This window comes from Pseudomonas sp. B21-059 (genome assembly GCF_026016285.1).
Classification (GTDB): domain Bacteria; phylum Pseudomonadota; class Gammaproteobacteria; order Pseudomonadales; family Pseudomonadaceae; genus Aquipseudomonas; species Aquipseudomonas danubii.
In genome coordinates, this window is the sequence record NZ_CP087201.1 from 4859087 (window position 1) to 4882246 (window position 23160).

Annotated in this window: 19 protein-coding genes; 6 read left to right on the forward strand and 13 right to left on the reverse strand. The window is 60.5% G+C overall.

The window, feature by feature from the left end; translation table 11 throughout:
• Positions 1–28: 28 nt before the first annotated feature.
• The 5 genes from hisC to mtnA all read right to left on the reverse strand — a co-directional run bounded on the left by hisC (position 29) and on the right by mtnA (position 7495).
• On the reverse strand, positions 29–1141 hold the full coding sequence (hisC, locus tag LOY69_RS21290) for a histidinol-phosphate transaminase (protein ID WP_110653110.1): 1113 nt from the start codon (positions 1139–1141) through the stop codon (positions 29–31).
• Between the two features lie 10 nt (positions 1142–1151).
• On the reverse strand, positions 1152–2246 hold the full coding sequence (gene pheA, locus LOY69_RS21295) for a prephenate dehydratase (RefSeq protein WP_016964092.1): 1095 nt from the start codon (positions 2244–2246) through the stop codon (positions 1152–1154).
• Positions 2246–3331, reverse strand: a complete 1086-nt coding sequence (serC, locus tag LOY69_RS21300; protein WP_102880987.1) for a 3-phosphoserine/phosphohydroxythreonine transaminase — start codon at positions 3329–3331, stop codon at positions 2246–2248. The genes pheA and serC overlap by 1 nt, the downstream gene beginning before the upstream one ends.
• A 64-nt stretch (positions 3332–3395) precedes the next feature.
• Positions 3396–6065, reverse strand: a complete 2670-nt coding sequence (gene gyrA, locus LOY69_RS21305) for a DNA gyrase subunit A (protein WP_102860848.1) — start codon at positions 6063–6065, stop codon at positions 3396–3398.
• A gap of 353 nt (positions 6066–6418) precedes the next feature.
• A complete protein-coding gene (gene mtnA / locus LOY69_RS21310; RefSeq protein ID WP_265073565.1) occupies positions 6419–7495 on the reverse strand; it encodes an S-methyl-5-thioribose-1-phosphate isomerase in 1077 nt (358 codons plus the stop codon).
• Positions 7496–7603: 108 nt separating this feature from the next.
• On the opposite strand from mtnA, the gene LOY69_RS21315 reads away from it, so the two are divergent.
• The 5 genes from LOY69_RS21315 to LOY69_RS21335 all read left to right on the forward strand — a co-directional run bounded on the left by LOY69_RS21315 (position 7604) and on the right by LOY69_RS21335 (position 12464).
• Positions 7604–8935, forward strand: coding sequence for a TRZ/ATZ family hydrolase (locus LOY69_RS21315; RefSeq protein ID WP_110594609.1), 1332 nt, complete (start codon positions 7604–7606; stop codon positions 8933–8935).
• Between the two features lie 62 nt (positions 8936–8997).
• Entirely contained in the window at positions 8998–9696 is a 699-nt protein-coding gene (ubiG, locus tag LOY69_RS21320; protein WP_016964097.1) for a bifunctional 2-polyprenyl-6-hydroxyphenol methylase/3-demethylubiquinol 3-O-methyltransferase UbiG, read from the forward strand.
• A 3-nt stretch (positions 9697–9699) separates the two neighbouring features.
• A complete protein-coding gene (mupP, locus tag LOY69_RS21325; RefSeq protein ID WP_102880479.1) occupies positions 9700–10371 on the forward strand; it encodes an N-acetylmuramic acid 6-phosphate phosphatase MupP in 672 nt (223 codons plus the stop codon).
• A 57-nt stretch (positions 10372–10428) separates the two neighbouring features.
• Positions 10429–11169 carry a YciK family oxidoreductase gene (locus LOY69_RS21330; protein WP_102880480.1) on the forward strand — a complete coding sequence of 247 codons (741 nt, stop codon included), beginning with the start codon at positions 10429–10431 and terminating at the stop codon, positions 11167–11169.
• A gap of 368 nt (positions 11170–11537) precedes the next feature.
• Positions 11538–12464, forward strand: coding sequence for a GGDEF domain-containing protein (locus LOY69_RS21335; RefSeq protein ID WP_265073566.1), 927 nt, complete (start codon positions 11538–11540; stop codon positions 12462–12464).
• 100 nt (positions 12465–12564) lie between these two features.
• Here the strand turns inward: LOY69_RS21335 and LOY69_RS21340 are convergent, their stop codons facing one another.
• The 7 genes from LOY69_RS21340 to LOY69_RS21370 form a co-directional block, all read right to left on the reverse strand.
• Positions 12565–13317, reverse strand: a complete 753-nt coding sequence (locus tag LOY69_RS21340) for a TenA family transcriptional regulator (protein WP_222933806.1) — start codon at positions 13315–13317, stop codon at positions 12565–12567.
• Between the two features lie 77 nt (positions 13318–13394).
• Positions 13395–15854 (reverse strand): EAL domain-containing protein, encoded by a 2460-nt coding sequence (locus LOY69_RS21345; RefSeq protein ID WP_102860841.1) that lies wholly within the window; start codon positions 15852–15854, stop codon positions 13395–13397.
• A gap of 207 nt (positions 15855–16061) precedes the next feature.
• A complete protein-coding gene (locus tag LOY69_RS21350; RefSeq protein WP_110594611.1) occupies positions 16062–17882 on the reverse strand; it encodes an ABC transporter ATP-binding protein in 1821 nt (606 codons plus the stop codon).
• The gene (locus LOY69_RS21355) at positions 17875–18477 is read right to left on the reverse strand and encodes a DsbA family protein (protein ID WP_265074917.1); all 603 of its coding nucleotides are present in this window, start codon (positions 18475–18477) and stop codon (positions 17875–17877) included. Before LOY69_RS21355 ends, LOY69_RS21350 begins: the two co-directional genes overlap by 8 nt.
• A gap of 36 nt (positions 18478–18513) precedes the next feature.
• The gene (locus LOY69_RS21360; RefSeq protein WP_102880484.1) at positions 18514–19455 is read right to left on the reverse strand and encodes a rhodanese-related sulfurtransferase; all 942 of its coding nucleotides are present in this window, start codon (positions 19453–19455) and stop codon (positions 18514–18516) included.
• A 104-nt stretch (positions 19456–19559) separates the two neighbouring features.
• Positions 19560–19859, reverse strand: coding sequence for a BolA family protein (locus tag LOY69_RS21365; protein ID WP_102860837.1), 300 nt, complete (start codon positions 19857–19859; stop codon positions 19560–19562).
• A 12-nt stretch (positions 19860–19871) separates the two neighbouring features.
• Positions 19872–20387 carry a DUF2059 domain-containing protein gene (locus LOY69_RS21370; protein WP_102860836.1) on the reverse strand — a complete coding sequence of 172 codons (516 nt, stop codon included), beginning with the start codon at positions 20385–20387 and terminating at the stop codon, positions 19872–19874.
• A 193-nt stretch (positions 20388–20580) separates the two neighbouring features.
• Here LOY69_RS21370 and LOY69_RS21375 point away from each other — a divergent pair, with 193 nt between their 5' ends.
• The gene (locus LOY69_RS21375) at positions 20581–21975 is read left to right on the forward strand and encodes a class II fumarate hydratase (RefSeq protein WP_265073567.1); all 1395 of its coding nucleotides are present in this window, start codon (positions 20581–20583) and stop codon (positions 21973–21975) included.
• 72 nt (positions 21976–22047) lie between these two features.
• Here the strand turns inward: LOY69_RS21375 and LOY69_RS21380 are convergent, their stop codons facing one another.
• The gene (locus LOY69_RS21380) at positions 22048–23007 is read right to left on the reverse strand and encodes a DMT family transporter (RefSeq protein WP_102860834.1); all 960 of its coding nucleotides are present in this window, start codon (positions 23005–23007) and stop codon (positions 22048–22050) included.
• Positions 23008–23160 lie beyond the last annotated feature (153 nt).

Below are 23160 nucleotides of genomic sequence, written 5' to 3' on the forward strand. Positions count from 1 at the left end.
AGGCACAGCAGATTGCATTGGAATGACATCAACCACGGGCCAGAACCTTGGCCAAAGCCTCAAGGAAGCGAGTGTTTTCCGCAGGCAAGCCAATGGTGACGCGCAAATGGTTCGGCATGCCGTAGTTAGCCACCGGACGCACAATCACACCTTCACGCAACAACCCCTGGAACACTGGCGCAGCTTCACGCCCCAGATCCACGGCGATGAAATTGCCCTTGGAAGGGATCCAGCTCAACCCCAGATCGCGGAAACCCGCCTCCAGCTGCTGCATGCCCGACTCATTCAATCGACGGCTCTCAGCCAGGTAATCCTCGTCCTGCAAGGCGGCACAGGACGCCGCCAAAGCCAGGCTGTTGACATTGAATGGCTGACGCACCCGATTCAGCACATCCGCCACCACCGGGGTCGAGAGACCATAACCAACCCGCAAGGCCGCCAGACCATAGGCCTTGGAAAAGGTCCGTGACACCAGCAGGTTCGGGTAAGCCGCCAGAAAGTCCAGACCGTCCGGCAGGTCGCTGCCTTCGGCGTACTCGATATAGGCCTCATCCAGCACTACCAGCACATGGGCAGGCACGTCCTGAAGAAACTCATCCAGCGCCTCGGCACTGAACCAGGTCCCTGTCGGGTTGTTCGGATTAGCGATGAACACCACACGGGTCTGCTCATCGATCGCCTGGAGCATGGCCGGCAAATCGTGCCCCCAGTTGTTGGCGGGAATTACTTTTGCCTGGGCACCGACCGCCTGGGTCACGATGGGGTAGACGGCAAACGCGTGTTCACTGAACACGGCATTCAGGCCTGGCGCCAGATAGGCGCGAGCCACCAACTCCAGAATGTCGTTGGAGCCGTTACCCAGGGTTACCTGCTGGATCTCCACACCACAGCGCTCGGCCAACAGGGACTTGAGAGCAAAGCCGTTGCCATCAGGGTAACGGGTCAGCTCCGCCAGCTCGTCGCGAATAGCTGCCAGCGCCTTGGGGCTGGCGCCCAACGGATTTTCATTGCTTGCCAGCTTGACGATAGTGGCCGGATCGATGTCCAGCTCACGAGCCAATTCGTCCACGGGCTTGCCCGGAACGTAAGGCGAAAGTTGTTGCACGCCTGGTTGTGCCAGTGCGAGGAAGTCGCCACTCATTGTTAAAGCCTCAGAGAACCGCTTTCGGGTAGGAACCCAGCACCTTGAGTGCCACTGCTTCCTGACTGATCTTCTCCAGCACATCCTTGATCAACGGATCACGGTGGTGGCCAACGAAGTCGATGAAGAACACATAGGTCCATTTGCCGCTGCGCGAGGGTCGGGTCTCGATGCGCGTCAGGTCGATGCCGTTGTCGTGGAACGGCACCAGCAGCTCGTGCAACGCACCGGGCTTGTTGCTCATGGAGACAATGATCGAGGTCTTGTCGTCGCCAGTCGGCGGCACTTCCTGATTACCGATCATCAAGAAGCGCGTGGAGTTGTCCGGACGATCCTCGATTTTCTCTGCCAGTCGCGTCAGGCCATACAGACCCGCTGCCATATCCCCAGCGATGGCCGCCGAATTCCATTCACCCTTGACCCGTTTGGCCGCCTCAGCGTTGCTGGACACCGCCACGCGCTCGACATTCGGATAATGGGCGTCCAGCCACTTGCGGCACTGGGCCAGGGACTGGGCATGGGAATAGATACGGCTGATGCTGTCGGTCTTGGTGTTCTCGCCCACCAGCAGATGGTGGTGGATACGCAGCTCGACTTCGCCGCAGATAACCATATCGTGTTCGAGGAAGCTGTCGAGGGTATGGTTGACCGCGCCCTCGGTGGAGTTTTCCACCGGCACCACGCCGAAATTAACCGCACCGGCCGCTACTTCGCGGAACACTTCGTCGATCGCCGCCATCGGCTTGCTGATCACCGCATGACCGAAATGCTTCATGGCCGCAGCCTGGGTGAAAGTGCCTTCGGGACCGAGATAAGCCACCTTCAGCGGCTGCTCCAGCGCCAGGCACGAAGACATGATTTCGCGGAACAAACGCGCCATCTCTTCATTGCCCAGCGGCCCCTGATTGCGCTCCATCACCCGCTTGAGCACCTGAGCCTCGCGCTCGGGACGATAGAACACCGGCACTTCGCCTTCTGCCAGGGAAGCCATCTTGACCCGGGCAACTTCCTGAGCACAGCGCGCACGCTCACTGATCAACTCCAGGACCTTCTCGTCCAGAGCATCAATGCGCAGGCGCAGGGCCTTGAGTTCTTGCTCAGACATCAGCCGTGTTCCTTCTCGAACTCTGCCATGTAAGCCACCAGCGCATTGACGGCGTTGATGTCCACGGCGTTATAGATGGAGGCGCGCATGCCGCCCACCGAGCGGTGTCCCTTGAGGTTGAGCAGGCCACGAGCCTCGGCGCCAGCCAGGAACGGCTTGTCCAGGCGATCGTCGGCCAGACGGAACGGCACGTTCATCCAAGAGCGGTCGGACTTGTTGATCGGGTTGCTATACAGGCCGCTGGCATCGATGAAGCCATACAGGGTGCGCTGCTTGACTTCGTTGAGCTTGGCGATGGCTTCCACCCCGCCCTGTTCCTTGAGCCATTCGAACACCAAGCCGGACAGGTACCAGGCCAGGGTCGGCGGGGTGTTGTACATCGAGCCGTTATCCGCCGCGACCTTGTAGTCGAGCATGGTCGGGCACAGGGAACGGGCACGACCCAGCAGATCCTCGCGAATGATGTTCACCAGGATGCCGCTGGGGCCAATGTTCTTCTGCGCACCGGCGTAGATCATGCCGAAACGGGAAATATCCACGGGGCGCGAGAGGATGTCGGAAGACATGTCGGCCACCAGGGGAACGTCGCCGGTTTCTGGAATCCAGCTGAACTCCAGGCCACCAATGGTTTCGTTCGGCGCGTAATGTACGTAGGCCGCGTCCTTCGACAGCTGCCATTCGTTCTGGCCGGGAATTGCAAAGTAGTCATAAGGCTTGGCAGTGGCCGCGACATTGACCTGACCATAACGAGAGGCCTCTTCAATGGCTTTCTGCGACCAGATACCAGTGTCGATATAGTCGGCCTTACCGCCTTCAGGCAGCAGATTCAGTGGAATCTGGGCAAATTGCTGGCTGGCGCCGCCTTGCAGGAACAGCACTTTATAGTTCGAGGGGATATTCAGCAGATCACGCAGATCCTGCTCGGCCTTGGTGGCGATGGAGACGAACTCATCGCTGCGATGACTCATCTCCATGACCGACAGGCCCTTGCCATGCCAATCCAACAATTCGGCCTGGGCACGCAACAGGACAGCTTCAGGTAGCGCAGCGGGACCTGCGCAGAAGTTATAGGCTCGTTTGCTCACATCCACTCTCGCTATGCATTCACGGTAGCGGACAGAGCAAACACTCTGCCCTGCTACGATTTATTTAGTCTTTCGACTCTTCTTCGCCTGCGGCGTCTGCCTGTTGGCCATCGGTTGCATCATCCGGCTCGGCTACCGTATCCAGCACGGTACCCTCGAATTCAGCGCCCTCTTCACCTTCGTACTCTTCGCCTTCGATCTCCGATGGCTCCTGCACCCGCTCCAGGCCTACCAGGGTTTCATCGCTGGCCAGCTTGATCAGGGTCACGCCCTGAGTGTTACGGCCCAGGCTCGACACTTCGTCGACACGGGTACGAACCAGGGTGCCCTGATCGGAAATCAGCATGATCTCCTCTCCGTCCAGCACCTGGACCGCGCCTACCAGGCGACCGTTACGCTCGTTGCTGACCATGGCGATAACGCCCTGACCGCCACGCTTGTACTCTGGGAACTCGCTGATGGCCGTGCGCTTGCCGAAACCACGCTCGGAGGCGGTGAGAATCTGGCTGCCCTCTTCCGGAATCAGCATGGAGATCAGCTTCTGGCCTTCGGCCAGACGCATACCGCGTACACCACGGGCGGTACGGCCCATGGCACGCACGTCGGACTCCTTGAAGCGAGTCACTTTGCCACCATCGGAGAACAGCATGACTTCACGCTCGCCATCGGTAATCGCAGCGCTGATCAGCACATCGCCTTCGTCCAGCTCCAGGGCGATCAAACCGACGCTACGCTGACGACTGAAGGATTCCAGCGGGGTCTTCTTCACGGTGCCGTTGGCGGTGGCCATGAAGATGTAGTGACCTTCGGTGTATTCCTCTACCGGCAGCATGGTGGTGATGTACTCGCCATCGTCCAGCGGCAGCAGGTTCACCAGCGGACGGCCACGAGCAGCGCGGGATGCTTCAGGAATTTCGTAAGTCTTGAGCCAGTACACCTTGCCCTTGCTGGAGAACAGCAGCAGCGTGGTGTGACTGTTGGCTACCAGCAGGTGAGCAATGTAGTCCTCATCCTTGACGCCAGTAGCGGATTTACCTTTACCGCCACGACGCTGAGCCTGGTACGCAGCCAGTGGCTGGGTCTTGGCATAGCCGCCGTGGGAAATGGTCACCACGCGCTCTTCTTCCGGAATCATGTCGCCCAGGGTCAGATCGAGACGTGCATCGAGGATCTCGGTGCGACGCACATCGCCGTATTCGGCACGGATCACTTCCAGCTCTTCGCGGATCACTTCCATCAGGCGCGTGGCGCTGTTGAGGATGCGGATCAGCTCGCCGATCTGGTTGAGGATCTCCTGGTACTCGGCCAGCAGTTTTTCGTGCTCAAGACCGGTCAGGCGGTGCAGACGCAGCTCCAGAATGGCTTGCGCCTGCTCCGGGGACAGGAAGTACTTGCCATCGCGCAGACCGTATTGCGGATCGAGGTTTTCCGGACGGCAGGAGTCCGCGCCGGCACGCTCGACCATGGTCATCACCGCGCTGGATTCCCATGGAGTGCTGATCAGCGCTTCCTTGGCTTCCGACGGTGTTGGCGAGGCCTTGATCAGGGCAATGACCGGGTCGATGTTGGACAGGGCAACAGCCTGGCCCTCAAGGATGTGGCCACGCTCACGCGCCTTGCGCAGTTCGAACACCGTACGACGGGTCACCACTTCGCGACGGTGACGAACGAAGGCTTCCAGCAGATCCTTGAGGTTGAGGATCCGCGGACGGCCGTCGATCAGCGCCACGATGTTGATGCCGAACACGGCTTGCAACTGGGTCTGGGCGTAGAGGTTGTTGAGGATCACCTCGGGCACTTCGCCGCGACGCAGCTCGATGACCACGCGCATACCGTCCTTGTCGGACTCATCGCGCAGTTCGGTGATGCCTTCGAGTTTCTTCTCTTTCACCAGCTCGGCGATCTTCTCGATCAGGCGGGCCTTGTTCAGCTGGTAAGGCAGCTCGGTGATGACGATCTGCTGGCGGCCACCCACCTTGTCGATGTCTTCGATGATCGAGCGGGCACGCATGTAGATGCGGCCACGGCCGGTGCGATAGGCCTCGATGATGCCTTCGCGACCGTTGATGATCGCTGCGGTCGGAAAATCCGGGCCGGGGATGTACTGCATCAGCTCGTCGACAGTCAGCTCGGGATTGTCGATCAGCGCCAGGCAACCGTCGATGACTTCACCGAGGTTGTGCGGCGGAATGTTGGTCGCCATGCCCACGGCAATACCGCTGGAACCGTTGACCAGCAGGTTGGGGATCTTGGTCGGCATGACCGCCGGGATCATCTCGGTGCCGTCGTAGTTCGGCACCCAGTCCACGGTTTCCTTGTGCAGGTCGGCCAGCAGCTCGTGCGCCAGCTTGGTCATGCGCACTTCGGTGTATCGCATGGCCGCCGCGTTGTCGCCGTCGACCGAACCGAAGTTACCCTGGCCGTCTACCAGCAGGTAGCGCAGGGAGAATGGCTGGGCCATACGAACGATGGTGTCGTACACCGCGGTATCACCGTGCGGGTGATACTTACCGATCACGTCACCGACAACACGGGCAGATTTCTTGTACGGCTTGTTCCAGTCGTTACCGAGCTCGCTCATCGCGTACAGCACACGCCGGTGCACGGGCTTCAAGCCATCGCGCGCATCAGGCAGTGCCCGCCCGACGATTACGCTCATCGCGTAGTCGAGGTAGGACTGTTTCAGCTCGTCTTCGATATTGACCGGGAGGATTTCTTTGGCCAGTTCGCCCATGAGAAGCCTGATTCCTTTTTCTGGTGAAACTTCGTCACATCCATATGGGACGAACGAAGCTCGCCGCTGCAGGCCTAGTGCCATGCACCGACTTACGACAAATCAACAAGTTATGCCATGGATTTGCGCAGTGAAGGCAGTCGCATCGGACCGCCTTGGAAACCGCCGGATGTTATCACAATCGCCGCCACGCACCTATCCCCCTGACGCGCATGGAGCATAGTTAGTTGACCGGTGACAGCCTGATAAGAGACGAGAGAGGCTCAGAGGCCAAATTCGCACACATTTATGTGCTTTTTCCGACTCGGCGGCCCACCTCGGAAGTCATAGACAGCAGCCTTCGAGGCCGAACATCAATGCAAGCGCTTACGGCACATCAATTGCGCCATCTTTGCTGCATCCGGACGTTCGACGACACCCTTTTCGGTGACGATGGCATCGATCAGGTCCGCGGGCGTCACATCGAACACCGGATTGAAGACCTCCACATCCGCCCCCACACGCTTGCCAGCGAGCTCCAGCAACTCTGCGGCGTCGCGCTCCTCGATGGGAATGTCGTCCCCACTGGCCAGATTCATGTCGATGGTCGAACTGGAGGCCACCACCATGAAGCGCACTCCGTGATGCATGGCATTGACCGCCAGCTGATAGGTGCCGATCTTGTTCGCCACATCGCCATTGGCGGCGATTCGGTCAGCACCGACAACGACCCAGGTCACACCTTTGGTCTTCATGATGTGGGCAGCGGCAGCGTCGGCGTTCAAGGTCACAGGAATGCCATCACTGGCCAACTCCCAGGCTGTCAGGCGCGACCCTTGGAGCCAGGGCCGGGTTTCATCGACATGAACTCGCTCCACCATGCCTTCCAGCCAAGCCGCACGAATCACCCCCAGAGCCGTGCCGAAGCCGCCGGTCGCAAGAGCGCCTGTATTGCAATGAGTCAACAGGGCCTGGGGATTGCCTTGGTGCCGACGAATCAAATCCACGCCCAACTGAGCCATGGTCAGGTTGGCCTCACGATCACTCTCATGGATCGACATGGCTTCGGCTTCCAGTGCCGCCAACGGCTCAGCCAGGTCCTTGACCCGATCCAGGCGCTCGCGCATGCGATTCAAGGCCCAGAACAGATTGCCACCGGTCGGGCGGGACTCCGCCAGCAGGGCAAAATCCGCCTCCAGAGCGGCCAACCAATCGCCGCCTGCGGCAAAGCGCGCACGAGCCGCCAGGACCAGACCATAAGCTGCGCTGATGCCAATGGCTGGAGCGCCGCGCACCACCACTGAACGAATCGCTTCGGCGACCCTGGCCGCGCTGTCGCAGGCAATCCAGGTCTCCTCGAAGGGCAGGTTCCGCTGATCGAGCAGGTACAGAGTGTTATCCCGCCAATCAATGGCCTTGACCTTCTCCGCAGCCAACAGACGATCGCGCATCCCTCACCCCGTACTCATGAACAAAAGCCGCGGATTATAGCGATCCCCCCGCCAAGACGCTCGGGTATACTTCGCCATCCTTTATATGAAGCCCTGGACCGATATTCGATGCCGAACCGTGAGACTGCGCTCGACCTGCTGCTGTTACCGACCTGGTTGGTGCCAGTGGAGCCAGCCGGCGTCGTCCTCAAGGAACACGGCCTGGGCATCCGCGACGGACGCATTCTGTTCATCGGCCCGCGAGCCGAGGCGTTGAAGTTTCGCGCCACCGAAGTTCGCGAACTGCCCGGGATGCTGCTCAGCCCGGGACTGGTCAATGCCCACGGGCACGCAGCCATGACGCTGTTTCGCGGCCTGGCCGACGACTTGCCACTGATGACCTGGCTGGAAAAGCATATCTGGCCCGCCGAAGCCAAGTGGGTGGATGAAGCCTTCGTCCGTGACGGTACCGACCTGGCCATCGCCGAGCAGATCAAAGGCGGTATCACCTGTTTCTCTGACATGTACTTCTTTCCGAAGGTTGCCAGCGAGCGCGTTCACAACAGCGGCATACGCGCCCAACTCGCCATACCGATCCTCGACTTCCCCATTCCTGGAGCCCACGACGCCGACGAAGCCATTCGTCAGGGCGTCGAACTGTTTGGTGATCTCAAGCACCACCCAAGGATCAAGATCACCTTCGGCCCCCATGCGCCCTACACCGTAGGCGATGAGAATCTGGAAAAGATCCGGGTGATCGCCGAAGAACTCGACGCCTCGATCCACATGCATGTGCATGAAACCGCGTTCGAAGTGCAGCAGTCCCTGGAGCAGCGTGGCGAGCGCCCACTGGCGCGCCTGGCTCGCCTGGGCCTCCTGGGGCCGCGCTTCCAGGCGGTTCATATGACCCAAATCAGCGATGACGACCTGGCTTTACTGGTAGAAACCAACACCAGTGTCATTCATTGCCCGGAATCCAACTTGAAACTGGCCAGCGGCTTCTGCCCGGTAGAGCGCCTGTGGCAGGCCGGGGTCAACGTCGCGGTAGGCACCGACGGTGCGGCCAGCAACAACGATCTGGACCTGCTGGGGGAAACTCGTACCGCCGCACTACTGGCCAAGGCCGTGGCTGGTTCGGCAACCGCCCTGGATGCCCATCGCGCCCTGCGCATGGCCACCCTTAATGGCGCCAGAGCCATGGGACTGGAAAGCGAAGTGGGCTCTCTGGAAATCGGCAAGGCCGCAGACATGGTGGCCTTCGACCTGTCCGGCCTGGCCCAGCAACCGATTTACGACCCTGTGTCGCAACTGATCTACGCCACTGGCCGGGACTGCGTGAAACACCTGTGGGTCGCCGGCAAGCAACTGCTGGATGACCGGCGCCTGACTCGCCAGGACGAACAACAGCTGAGCGCCACCGCCCGCAGTTGGGGCCAGCGCATCAGCGGCCACGCCCAATAACCCGGACCTTGAGCGGACGCTCGAGGCCCAACAGAGAATTTCTTAGCTTTGGAGTATCACCCATGAGCAACGTCGACCACGCTGAAATCGCCAAATTCGAAGCCCTGGCCCATCGCTGGTGGGACCGCGAAAGCGAATTCAAGCCCCTGCACGACATCAACCCGCTTCGGGTCAACTGGATCGACGAACGGGTCGGACTGGCCGGCAAGAAGGTACTCGACGTCGGCTGTGGCGGCGGCATCCTCAGCGAGGCCATGGCTCAGCGCGGCGCCACCGTAACCGGGATCGACATGGGTGAGGCACCTCTGGCGGTCGCCCAGTTGCACCAGCTGGAATCCGGCGTAAATGTCGAATACCGGCAGATCACCGCTGAAGCCCTGGCCGAGGAGATGCCTGAGCAGTTCGACGTGGTTACCTGCCTGGAAATGCTTGAGCACGTCCCTGACCCTTCATCGGTGATTCGCGCCTGCTTCCGCATGGTCAAGCCCGGCGGCCAAGTGTTCTTCTCCACCATCAACCGCAACCCCAAGGCTTATCTGTTCGCCATCATCGGTGCGGAATACATCATGAAACTGCTGCCTCGCGGCACCCACGATTTCAAGAAGTTCATCCGTCCTTCGGAACTCGGCGCCTGGAGCCGCTCTGCCGGCCTGACCGTCAAGGACATCATTGGCCTGACCTACAACCCCCTGACCAAGCACTACAAACTGGCAGCGGACGTTGACGTCAACTACATGATCCAGACCCTGCGAGAGGAGTGAGACATGGCCATCAGAGCCGTTCTATTCGATATGGATGGCACCTTGCTCGACACCGCGCCCGACTTCATCGCAGTCTGCCAGGGCATGCGCCGTGATCGCGGCCTGCCGCCGATTGCCGACCAACATATCCGCGACGAAGTTTCGGGCGGCGCCAAGGCCATGGTAGCCGTGACCTTTTCCATGGACCCGGAATCCCCGGGATTCGAGGCGTTACGCCTGGAATTCCTCGAGCGCTACCTCAAGCATTGCGCCGTGCACAGCAAGCTCTTCGACGGCATGGCGGAGCTACTGGCCGATATCGAAAAAGCCAATCTGATCTGGGGGGTGGTAACCAACAAGCCACTGCGCTTCGCCGAGCCGATCATGCAGCAACTGGGGCTGGCCGAACGCTCGGCACTGCTGATCTGTCCCGACCATGTGAAGAACAGCAAGCCCGACCCCGAGCCGCTGATTCTGGCATGCAAGATGCTCGAGCTGGACCCGTCCACCGTGCTGTTCGTCGGCGACGATCTGCGGGATATCGAATCCGGCCGCGACGCCGGCACCAAGACCGCCGCCGTGACCTATGGCTACATCCATCCGGACGATAATCCCCGGCACTGGGGCGCCGACGTGGTGGTCAACCATCCGCTGGAGCTGCGCCAGGTTCTGGATAACGCATTGTGCAGCTGCTAAGCGGCAGCAATTCCCGGCTAAGCGCCGGAGACGATCGAATTTCTGTTGAGGCCTTTTATGTTTGATTATTCCGCTCGCCCTGAACTGCTCAAGGACCGGGTCATTCTGGTCACCGGCGCCGGGCGTGGCATCGGCGCCGCCGCCGCCAAGACCTTTGCCGCCCACGGCGCCACTGTACTCTTGCTGGGCAAGACCGAAGCCAACCTGACCGAGGTCTACGACGCCATCGAAGCGGCTGGCCATCCCCAGCCAGTAGTGATTCCGTTCAACCTGGAAACCGCCCTGCCGCACCAGTACGACGAACTGGCAGCGATGATCGAGACCGAGTTCGGCCACCTCGACGGCCTGCTGCACAATGCCTCGATCATTGGCCCTCGCACGCCGCTGGAGCAGCTGTCGGGGGAAAACTTCATGCGAGTGATGCAAGTCAACGTCAACGCCATGTTCATGCTGACCAGCACCCTGCTGCCCCTGCTCAAACTGTCCCAGGATGCTTCGGTGGTATTCACCTCCAGCAGCGTCGGCCGCAAGGGTCGGGCCTATTGGGGCGCCTACGGCGTGTCCAAGTTCGCCACTGAGGGTCTGATGCAAACCCTGGCCGATGAGCTGGACACTGTGGCGCCGGTCCGTGCCAACAGCATCAACCCGGGCGCCACCCGTACCAGCATGCGTGCCCAGGCTTATCCGGGCGAGAACCCCAGCAACAACCCGACACCGGAAGAGATCATGCCGGTCTACCTGTATCTGATGGGCCCGGACAGCACCGGAATCAACGGCCAGGCTTTCAACGCACAGTAACCCTCTCCGTTCGTCGCGACAGAATACTGTCGCGACGCCTTGGCAAGCCCAATCCCCCACGGGTTTCAAGCCAAACAAATGTCGGCCAAGGTAAGTCGTGCTCCCGCACACTCACCAACCATTTGAATTCAAACAAGTTTTATTCGTATGAACCGAATGGCACGAGTTTCGCTCTAACAACACTCAACCCACGGTGCATTGACGCTGCGGGAAACGGCTTGTGCCGAGGGCTTTATAGCCAAAGGCGAAGCGGCCTAAAATATGCGCGATTGTCCTACGGGACTGAAGGAACAGTATGACGCGCAGCTCAGAGCCGCTCTCACCTAGGCAGAAACACCGTAAATAGTGCTCAGGGGGCTCAAGCTCAAATGAAAACACCGACCCAGACCAACGCAATTGACTTCGATAGCGCCAAATTGCAACGCCTGGGCTTTGGCCAACAGACACCGCTGATCAAACAGCCCGTCAGCCTCGGACAATTGCGCCAACAACTGGGACTGCAACTGCAAACCAGCCTTGAGCCGCAACGCATCCTCGGCCTGTTCTTTCGCGAAGTGCAACGCCTGGTCCCCCTCGACGCCCTCCATTACCAGCACCCCCTCAGCGATCTGCGCCTGGAGTTCGGCCAGCGCGGTCACCACTCCATCAGCTACAACCTGAGCCACGAAGGCGAGTCCATGGGCGAGCTGGTGTTCCGCCGCAGCCAACGCTTCAGCGAGACCGAACAGGGTCACCTGGAGTCGTTGCTCTCAACCCTGCTGTACCCGATGCGCAATGCTTTGCTGTATCGCGCCGCAACCCGCAGCGCCCTGCGCGATCCGTTGACCGATACCGGCAACCGGATTGCCATGGACCAAACCCTGCAACGGGAAATCGAGATGGCTCGCCGCCACTCACTCCCACTGTCACTGCTAATGCTGGACATCGACCACTTCAAGCGCATCAACGACAGCTACGGCCACAGCACTGGCGACGAAGTGCTCAAGGCCGTTGCCGCCTCGATCAAGGGGCAACTGCGCAATGTGGACATGGTCTTTCGCTTTGGCGGGGAAGAATTCCTGATCCTGCTCTCCAACACCGGGCGCGACGCAGCGGCGATGGTGGGCGAACGGCTGAGAAATGCCGCCCAAGCCCAGGAATACCAGGCTGACGGCAAACTGATCGAACTCACCGTCAGCCTGGGCTGTTCGACCCTGTTGCCGGGTGAGTCCGCAGAGAGCCTGTTGCGCCGCGCCGATAGCGCGCTGTACGTGGCCAAGCGGGAAGGACGCAATCGGCTGGCAATGGCGGGCTAGGTAGCAGGCCTCGCACTTGTATATCAATCACGGGCAACTCCACTGCCTCAGGCAACCCTTGCCCATGACAATCGACCTGCCCGTAAAGCCCCCGCCCGACTTACCCTTCAGCCAGCGCTAGGCGCTCGCGAGTCACTGTGGTTTTTTCCTGCTGCATGCAGCGCTCCAGGAACAGGTACATATAGTCATAGCTCTTGCAGATGGCCTGGCGCAGCTCAACTTGCAGGGCCTTGCTCGGATTCAAACCCGCCAGCGTGACGATAATTTCCAGGGCTTCCCAGGGATGAGCATCATCGTACTGGGCATGCATCTTCAGCCACTTCATGGCGCGCTTGCGGTCTTCTTCCGGGAACGCAGCGGCATAGACGCCGCTGGAACAGACCAGGGCCGACCATTCGCCCGTCGCCCCTTCAATGGCGTAATTGGTTGCAGCGATCGCCACGATCAGCGAATCCGCCGAACTGGTGTGCCAGCACCAGTGACTCAAGGCATGCAGCTCCGGTGGCACTTGCTGGGCTTGCAAATCCTCCAGGGTCACACCATGGGCCCGACTCCAATGCACCCAGTAATCGGCATGATTGAGTTCGACCCGAATGTTGCGCATCAGCCAGCGACGCGCCATGTCTTCGCCAGGGTGACGGGCAAAACGGGTCTTGGTCAGGTTCTGCGCCATATACAGGGCGAACTGTTCAACCACAGGCCAGCCGCCGATCAGGTACTGACGCATGACTTTGGCACTGAGTTTGTTGTCACGCATGCGCTGATACAGCTCATGCTCCACCACACGGCGCTTGCTCTCGCTGCAGTCCCGGATCAATTGCTGAGTCCAGGCGGGGTAGCTGGCAGCTTCCATGAGCGGGCCGGTTCGGTTGAATGTGTCGATCACTGTCGGGCTCCTTTTGATTGTGATATGCGGATCCAAAAGAGGTTTCAACGGAACGTGCCGGGCGCCTTGAACAACAGCGGCTGTGGCCGCACGGGTCGACACTGCAAGCTGTCACAGGTGAACAATTGCGGACGTTCAACAATGTAGCCTTGAGCATAATCCACGCCGATCTCAAGCAGGGCCTGCTCGATCTGCGGTGTTTCAACAAACTCGGCAATCGTGCGCTTACCCATGACATGCCCGATGTGGTTGATCACCTCGACCATGGCGCGGTTAATCGGGTCGTCCAGCATATCCTTTACGAAACTTCCATCGATCTTGAGGAAGTCTACAGGCAAATGTTTGAGATAAGCGAACGACGACATTCCCGCACAAAAGTCATCCAGGGAAAAATGGCAGCCCAAACCCTTGAGTTCATTTATAAAACGGATCGCACTGCCCAAATTGGCAATTGCACTGGTTTCAGTAATTTCAAAACAGATCATCTTCGGCGGTACGCCATAGACAACGAACTGCTCTCGCAGGAAGTCGAGAAACTCGTCGTCGCCAATGGTGGTACCCGACAGATTGATCGCACACATCGCCATTGGCCCTTCCCGGCCCTCGGCAATGCACTGGGCGATGATCTTGAATACGTTCTGTACCACCCAGCGGTCCAGGGAGGTCATCAGGCCGTAACGCTCCGCCGCCGGAATGAAGCTGTCCGGCAGGATCATCCGGCCAGCCTCGTCGTGCAGGCGCAGAAGAATCTCGATGTGCCCACCATCATGCTCGGTACGACCTAGGGCGGTGATTTCCTGGGAATAGAGGCAGAAGCGGTTTTCCTCGAGGGCCATGTGCAGCCGCTGAACCCAGGCCATCTCGCCAAATCGCAGGGACAGTTCTGAATCGTCGGCATGATAGACCTGCACCCGATTGCGACCTTTCTCCTTTGCCATGTAACAGGCCATATCCGCTGCCCGCAACGACGCCTCAAGCGTGGTGGGAGTCTGGGCGATATGCACCAGCCCAATGCTCACGGTGGTCACGAATGGCCGGCCCTTCCAGACAAAATGCAAGTTCTGCACAGTCTGACGCAGCCCTTCGGCAATCTTCTCCGCCGCCTCCGGCGAGCAGTTCTCCAGAAGAATCCCGAACTCGTCCCCGCCCAATCGCGCCAGGGTGTCACCTTCGCGCAGCCCCGACTGCAGCAACGCGCAGATGTGCCGCAGCAACTCATCCCCAGCCGCATGGCCACAGGTGTCGTTGACCAGCTTGAACTGGTCCAGGTCCAGAAACATCAGCGCATGCCTGGCGGGCTGGCGGATCAAGCCGTGCAACGCCTGCTCCAGGCGGAATTCGAACTCCCGGCGATTGGCCAGGCCGGTCAAGGCATCGTGGGTCGCCTGCCAGGACAGATTGGCGATGTACTGCCGCTCCTGGGTCATATCGTGCAACACCAGTACCGTGCCACTGACCTTCCCGGCATTGCGGATCGGCGCGCCCACCAGGGTCACCGACACCGTACTGCCATCCAGGCGCTGGATCAGCTTGGAATGCTCGCTGCCGCCACTGAGCTGGCCACTGAGGATGTGTTCGATCAGAGTGAAGCCGTCGGCCTGGGCGTTTTCGTCCAAGAGATTGAACAAGGCCGCCAGGGGCAACCCCACCGCTTGCTCGGCCTTCCAGCGAGTCAGTTCTTCCGCCGCCGGGTTCATATAGGCAATAGCGCCCTCGACATCCGTGGTGATCACCCCGTCACCAATGGACTGCAAGGTGATCTGCGCACGCTCCTTCTCCAGTTGCAACGCGTCGGCAAAGGCATGCCGCTGGGCCAGCAGCTTGTGGGTACGCAGCAAGGCCAGGGCAATCAGGATCAGCGCTGTGGCCAGGTTGGTCACCAGCAAGAGGCGCAGGATCACCCGCGAGCCTTCCCCCAAGGCATCGCTGAAGGCCTTGGCCGCCGGCGTGACTCCATCGTTGATGGCAAAGATCTGACTCTTCCAACGTTGCACGTCGGCTTCGCTGGCACTGTTGCTGCCGATCCCCTTGTGCATCTCTCGGGCTACCGTATCGAGCTGCAGCAGGTAGCCGTCGCCCACGGTCCACAAATCGATGGCCTTTTCCAGATAGCTGAAATGGCGGAAGTTGAGGTACAGCCAGATCAGGCTAGGAACGTCATCCGGGTGATTGCCGCCCTTGAGAATCCCCAGGCGCGCCGCCTCAAGATCCGGCGGCTGGCTATCCAGGGCCACCCGCAGCTCATGCCCGCCCTGGGGTACGGCTATGGCGTTCTGGTACTTGAGGAAAGTGCCTTCGTCGCGGCTGTCGGCGTACAGATTGAGGTAGTAGATGGCGTCTTTCTGGCCTTTGGACCACAAGCTCTCACCGGCAACATAGCCACGCACTGCCGACAGGACATACAGGCTGAGGCCGCCCAACAGCGCTTGAAATAACACCACGGCGATAAAGGGCCAGACGATGCCCAACAACCGCGGCGTTGCGAAAGTCCGCTTTTGCTTCATGAGGGTCCTTGCTTGCGCACTGCCAAATGAACACCCAGTAGTCCCGACTCAGCCAGCACAGATTAGGCGAATTTCCATAGCTCCGACGCAGGCTGGGCAGCGTCCGGGGCGAACCTTCACGGGGAAACGGCCGCTCTCTCAAGCCGAAGCGGTTATTCCACCAGGAAATTCAAGCACTAAACACAGAAACCCGGACAAAACTCAAGACTATCGAACCTGCTGCAAATGCCCGTATAGCTTGGCATAAAGGCCGCCATCAGCAATCAGCTGCTGATGGTCGCCATCTTCGGCGATCTGCCCGCCATCGAACACCAAAACCCGGTCAGCCTGTTTAACCGCCGACAGGCGATGAGCAATGATCAGCGTAGTCCGCCCACGCAGAAAACGCGTCAAGGCTTGATGCAGGTTGTACTCGGTGGCTGCGTCCAGAGCGGACGTGGCTTCATCAAGAATCACCACCTTGGGTTCGGCCAGTACCATCCGCGCAATAGCCAGGCGCTGGCGTTGCCCACCGGAAAGACGCACACCTGAGCGCCCGACCACACTGTCCAGGCCCTGGGGCAGCGCCCTGACGGTGGGTTCGAGCTGTGCAATTTCCAGGGCCTGCCAGCAAGCGCTATCACTGCGCTCACGGCCCATGGTCAGGTTGGCGCGAATCGTATCGTTGAACAAGGCAGGATGCTGCAGCACCACGGCGACGTGATCCCGTACCGTTTCCAGGCCGATTTCCTGCTGAGTGGCACCGCCAAAGCGGATCACCCCGGTCTGCGGCGTATACAGCCCCAGCAACAGCTGCACCAGGGTGCTCTTGCCCCCACCACTGGCACCGACAATGGCCACCTTCTCACCAGGCGCGATCGACAGATTCATGTTGTCCAGCACCCGCTCATCGCCGTAGCCGAAGCTCAGGCCGCGGACCTCGATACCGACGGTTTCGCGCCCCTGGAACGGATCCACGCCACCGCTGTACTGCGGCTCATCGGCCCGCGCCAGCAACTCGTTGATCCGGGTCAGGGCCCCGCCGGCGGCGTAATAGGCGTATTGCAGGTTCAGCAACTGCTCCACCGGGCCGATCATGAACCACAGGTAGCTGAACACCGCCAGCATCTGGCCGATGGACAGGTCGGAGAACAGCACTGTGAGCATCGCCGCCGCACGAAAAATGTCGATACCGAACTGGAACAGCAAACCACTGGCCCGGCCCGAGGCGTCGCTTTTCCACTGCGAGGCCACGGCGTAGTCCCGAACCTCCTCGGCACGCTGGCCCAAGCGTCCAAGAAAGTAGCCCTGGCGGTTGCTGGCGCGGATCTCCTGGATCGCCTCCAGGGTCTCGGTCAGGGCCTGGGTGAAACGCGAAGTGCTGTCATTTTCCAGCTTCTTCAGGTGCTTGACCCGCTTGCCCAGTTGCACCGTGGCAAAAATCACCAACGGGTTGAACAGCAGAATCAGCAGCGCCAGCTTCCAGTGCATCCACATCAGAATGCCGGCCGTGCCCACCAGGGTCAGCATGGCCACCAGGAATCGGCTCAGGGTTTCACCGACAAACTTGTCCACCGTGTCCAGGTCGGTGACCAGATGCGTAGTGACCGTGCCTCCCCCCAGGCTTTCGTACTCCCCCAGGGAAATGCGCTTGAGCCGTTCGATCAGGCGCACACGGATCCGATAGACGATGTCCTTGGCCAAACCAGCAAACAGCCGCGCCTGGACCACGTTGAACACCAGGGCGGAGCAACGCAGGATCAGGGTGATCAACAGCATCAACCCGATATAGCCCGCCGCAGTTTGCCAGCCATCGGGCAATAGGCGGTTCATCACTTGCAATGCGCCATCGCCATGGCCCAGCAGCACCTCGTCCACCAGCAACGGCAGCAACAGCGGAATCGGCACACTGCACAGGGTCGCCAGCACGGCCACCCCATTGGCGATCCACAGCGACTTTCTATGTTGCAGGGCCAGGCGACGGATTTCCCCCCAGCTCAAACGATCTACGGTTTTACCGGTGGTGCTTGAATCGACTGAATCAGGCACAGGCGGCGCGCTCCAACCAGCGTCCCAGCAACGGCGACAACTCGCTCAGCGGCTGATAGCCGTTGGTCAGCAAGGCCAACTGGCCGTTGCGTTCCGCCAGCAAGGTGGGAAATCCGGCGATCCCCAGGTCCTGGACCCAAGTGAAATCCGCCGCCGTGGCGGCATGCTGCTCGGCGCGATCGAAGGCTTCGGCGAACTCGATCCGCGGAACCCCGGCCTGTTCCGCCAACTCCACCAGCACACTGGCCAGGGTGACATCGCGGCCTTCGACATAGAACGCCCGCTGGATCAACCCCAACAGATTCCAGGCACAGTCCGGAGCCAGGCTGCGAGCAGTGACGATGGCGCGGCAAGCCGGCTCGGTGTCATAGACAAAGCCATCGGGCAAGGCACCCTCGAAGGTGAACGGTTGGCCGGTGGCCTGATGCACCGCCTGCCAGTGTTCAAGGATGTAGCGCCGGGTATTGGGCTCCAGTGCCGCCCCGCTGCCGGTGCGCAAGCCGCCCACCACCAGATGCAACTCGACTCCGGCGGCCTGGGCCTGCTCCGCCAGGGCCTGGGCCACGGGCGCAAAGCCCCAGCACCATGAACACATCGGGTCCATCACATAGAGCAGGCGGGCAGACATGGCTCAAGCCTCGGAAGGTGATTGCTTGTAGTTGTAACCAATCGGGTGCGGCAGGTTGCGGGCCTTGGCCAACTCAATCTGTTTCTGCCGATCGATGGCGCTGCGGCGAGTCTTCTCGCTCAGCTTGTCCCAGCAATGAGGGCAACTGATGCCCGGCACATAGTGCTCGGAAGCCCGATCCTCGACGCTCACCGGAGTACGGCAGGCATGACATTGATCGTAGTCGCCTTCGCTCAGGTCGTGGCGCACAGTGACCCGGTTATCGAATACAAAACAGTCGCCCTGCCATTTGCTCTCTTGCTGCGGTACCTCTTCGAGGTACTTGAGGATCCCGCCCTTGAGGTGGAACACCTCGTCGAAGCCTTCACTGAGCATGTAGCTCGACGCCTTCTCGCAACGGATGCCACCGGTGCAGAACATCGCCACTTTCTTGTGCTTGCTCGGGTCGAAGTGGGCTTTGATGTAGTCCGGAAACTCGCGGAAGCTGGTGGTCTTGGGGTCGATGGCGCCTTCGAAGGTGCCGATGGACACTTCGTAGTCGTTACGGGTGTCGATCAGCAGCACTTCGGGATCGCTGATCAGGGCGTTCCAGTCCTGAGGCTCGACGTAAGTCCCGACCTTCTTGTTGGGGTCCACGCCGGGCACACCCAGGGTGACGATCTCTTTCTTGAGCTTGACCTTGGTGCGATAGAACGGCTGCTCGTCGCAATACGACTCTTTGTGATCGATATCCACCATGCGTGGATCGTTCTTCAGCCAGGCCAGCAGCCCGTCGATGCCTTCACGACTGCCAGATACCGTGCCATTGATGCCTTCTTCGGCGATCAGCAGGGTGCCCTTGATGCCGTTGTCGAGCATGGCCTGCAGCAGGGGCTCGCGCAGGCTGACGTAATCTTCGAGGGTGACGAACTTGTACAGTGCCGCCACGACAATGGGTTGTGTCATGGGAAATCTCTCCAGGTGGCTACCCTCGTAAAGGGTGAACCGGATGCAAAAAAAAACGCGCCGGCATAAGCGGCGCGTTGCGGATTCTATCAAAAAAACCGCGATTAATGCTTACTGCCTCCGGCGCAGGTCGGCGAAGCCGGAGCCACACCGATCTTCGACCATTCCTCGGGTGTGTAAGTGTGCAGCGCCAACGCATGGAACTGGCCCATCAGCTCACCCAGGGTGGCGTAGACCTTCTGATGACGCTTGACGCTGTTGAGGCCGGCGAACTGCTCGCTGACCAGTACCGCCTTGAAGTGAGTTTCCAGGCCACGGCTGTGCATGTGGCTTTCATCCAGCACTTGCAGGTGCTCGGGCTGCAAGGCCCCGAGCGCCGTTTCGATACGTTGTTGCATGGTCATTGCAGGCTCCGCTTACTTCTTCTTCGCCGGAGCAGCCTTAGGCTCGAGCTCGGCGGTCATGTCGGCCAGCAGCTTGTTCACCACCGGTACCGCGCTTTCCAGCTTGGCCTGGGTCATCTGCGCCGATTGCTGAGTCAGCTGAGGCATTTTTTCCAGGACTTTCTTGCCCAGTGGCGACCGGTAGAACGCTACCAGCTCCTTGAGCTCGGACTCGCTGAAATTGCTGGTGTAGAGCTTGACCATGTCCGGCTTCAGCTTGTTCCAGCCAATGGCCTGGTCCAGGGCCGCGTTGGCCTTGGCCTGGTAGGTTTCCAGCAGGGCGCGTTTGGATTCCGGGGCTTTGGTCTGCTCAAAACGCTGGGCAAACATTTGCTGGACTTGCATGTACACCGGCGTACCGAGCTTGTCCGCATGGGCCAGGGTCAGGAAGGCCTCGGCACTGGCGTTGTGGCTGGCGGTATCGGCAAGAACCTGGCCGCTGGCACACACCAGAACAACCGCGGTACAGATGGCACGAAAACGGGTCATCGAGTTTCCTTTATCTAGCAAGCGAGGTAGAACCCCAAGGGCGCCCATTCTGCGCCTATTAATCCGCGTCCCTCAACCCCACCCCCTGGCGCCCCCTGGTTTTGCCCGGGCGGCGGACGGAAAACCCCTTCCACGGAACCCGAGCCGCAGATCAGGGCCTAAACTGGCCAGTCAGACTTGGAGGAATGCCACGATGAATCGAATCGAAACCGACAGCCTGGGCCAGGTTGAAGTCCCGGAACAAGCCTATTGGGGCGCACAGACCCAACGTTCGCTGGTCAATTTCGCCATCGGCAACGAGCGCATGCCTCTATCCGTGCTGCATGCCCTGGCCCTGATCAAGAAAGCCGCCGCCCGAGTCAACAATCGCAATGGCGACCTGCCCGCCGACATTGCCCGACTGATCGAACAGGCCGCCGACGAAGTACTGGCCGGCGAGCATGACGACCAGTTTCCCCTGGTGGTGTGGCAGACCGGCAGCGGCACCCAGAGCAACATGAACGTCAATGAGGTGCTGGCCGGCCGGGCCAACGAACTGGCGGGCAACCCACGCGGCGGCAAGTCCCCGGTACACCCCAACGATCACGTCAACCGCTCGCAAAGCTCCAACGACTGCTTCCCGACCGCCATGCACATCGCAGCAGCCCAGGCCGTGCAGTTCCAGTTGCTGCCAGCGATCAGCGAACTGTCCGGTGGCCTGGCCGAGCTGTCGGCCCGGCACATGAAGCTGGTGAAAACCGGCCGCACCCACATGATGGATGCCACCCCGATCACCTTTGGCCAGGAAATCTCTGCCTTTATCGCCCAACTCGGATACGCCGAACGAGCCATCCGCAGCGCCTTGCCTGCGGTGTGCGAGCTGGCCCAGGGCGGTACTGCCGTGGGCACCGGACTGAACTCGCCCCACGGTTTTGGTGAAGCCATCGCCGCCGAACTGGCCGCCCTTTCCGGCCTGCCCTTCGTCACCGCCCCCAACAAATTCGCCGCCCTGGCCGGCCACGAGCCGCTGACCACGCTGTCCGGCGCGCTGAAAACCCTCGCCGTGTGCCTGATGAAAATCGCCAACGACCTGCGCCTGCTGGGCTCTGGCCCGCGGGCGGGACTGGCGGAGGTCAAGCTGCCGGCCAACGAACCGGGCAGCTCGATCATGCCCGGCAAGGTCAACCCAACCCAATGCGAAGCCCTATCGATGCTGGCTTGCCAGGTGATGGGCAACGACGTGGCAATCGGCTTTGCCGCCAGCCAGGGCCATCTGCAACTGAACGTATTCAAGCCGGTGATCATTCACAACCTGCTGCAATCGATCCGCCTGCTGGCCGATGGCTGCAGCAACTTCCAGCAGCACTGCATCGCCGGTCTGGAGCCCGATCCCCAGCAGATGGCCGCACACCTGGAACGAGGCCTGATGCTGGTGACCGCGCTCAATACCCACATCGGCTACGACAAATCCGCCGAGATCGCCAAGAAGGCCTATGCCGAGAACCTGACCCTCAGGGAAGCGGCGTTGGCCTTGGGGTACCTGACGGATGAGCAGTTCGATGCCTGGGTGCGACCGGAAAACATGCTGGAGGCTGGTAAACAGGGTTAGCGCAGCGTCTTTTTCGCTGGCAAGCCAGCTCCTACCGCCACACTTCTGTAGGAGCTGGCTTGCCAGCGAAACTCACCCCGCAGCGATCCGCTGCCGTCGGGCGCGCAACCCCGCCATCAGCGACGGCCCCAACGCCGTCAAGGCCGACCCCAGTACCACCAGCAGCGCCCCGCCATAACCCAGGCCATTGATCTGTTCGGCGTGTACATACTCTGGCCAGAGCCAGGCCGCCCAGGCCACCGCGGCAAAGGTCACCAAGGGCGTGATCGCCAAGGTCGCACTGACCCGCGACGCCTCCCAATGGGCCAGGGCTTCGGCAAAGGCGCCATAGGCGATCAGGGTATTCAGGCAACAGGCCAACAACAGCCAGCCCTGCAACGGGCTCAGTTCCAAGGCTTCGAGCGGATGCGCCCAAGGCGTCAGAAGCAAGGCACAGAACAGGTAGATCACCATCATCACCTGCAAGGAATTCCACACGCTCAACAATTGCTTCTGGCCCAGGGCATAAAAAGTCCAGACCGCCGAAGCCGCGAGAATGGTCAGAACTCCGGCGGTGTAGTCACTCAGGGAGGTCAGCAGTTCGGTCAGGCGCTGATTGAAGAACAGCCCGAAACCGAGCAACAGCACCAGCAGTCCCAGGCCCTGCCCCAGACTGAAGCGCTCCTTGAACACAAAGACACTGGCGATCAGCAACAGGATCGGGCCCATCTGCACCACCAGTTGCGCCGTGCCCGGGCTCAGCAGGTTCAGGCCCATCAGGTACAACACATAGTTGCCCACCAGCCCCAAGACCGAAATCGGCACCAGCCACACACCCTTGGGACCGAGCGCGCGCCAGCGCGGCAAACGCCCCACCGCCGCCAGATAGAAAAACAGACAGCCGCCGGACACCAGCAGGCGAAACCAGGTCACGGTCACCGGGTCCATCACCAGCAGCACTTGCTTGAGCTTGATGGGCAGGATGCCCCACAACAACGCGGTCAATAAGGCGAGGAACAAGCCATAAACCCAACGACCGGACGAGACATGCATGCGAACCCCACAAAGCCTGACGAGCAAGGTCCACATTCTAGGCCCGGGCCAGGGGCCGACACAGAGACAGTTGGCAGCAAAGCGCAAACACGATTGTGCCGGTCGTAAACAGCACAAGCCGTCCCCCATAGGGGCCGGCTTGGTCGGTGATGC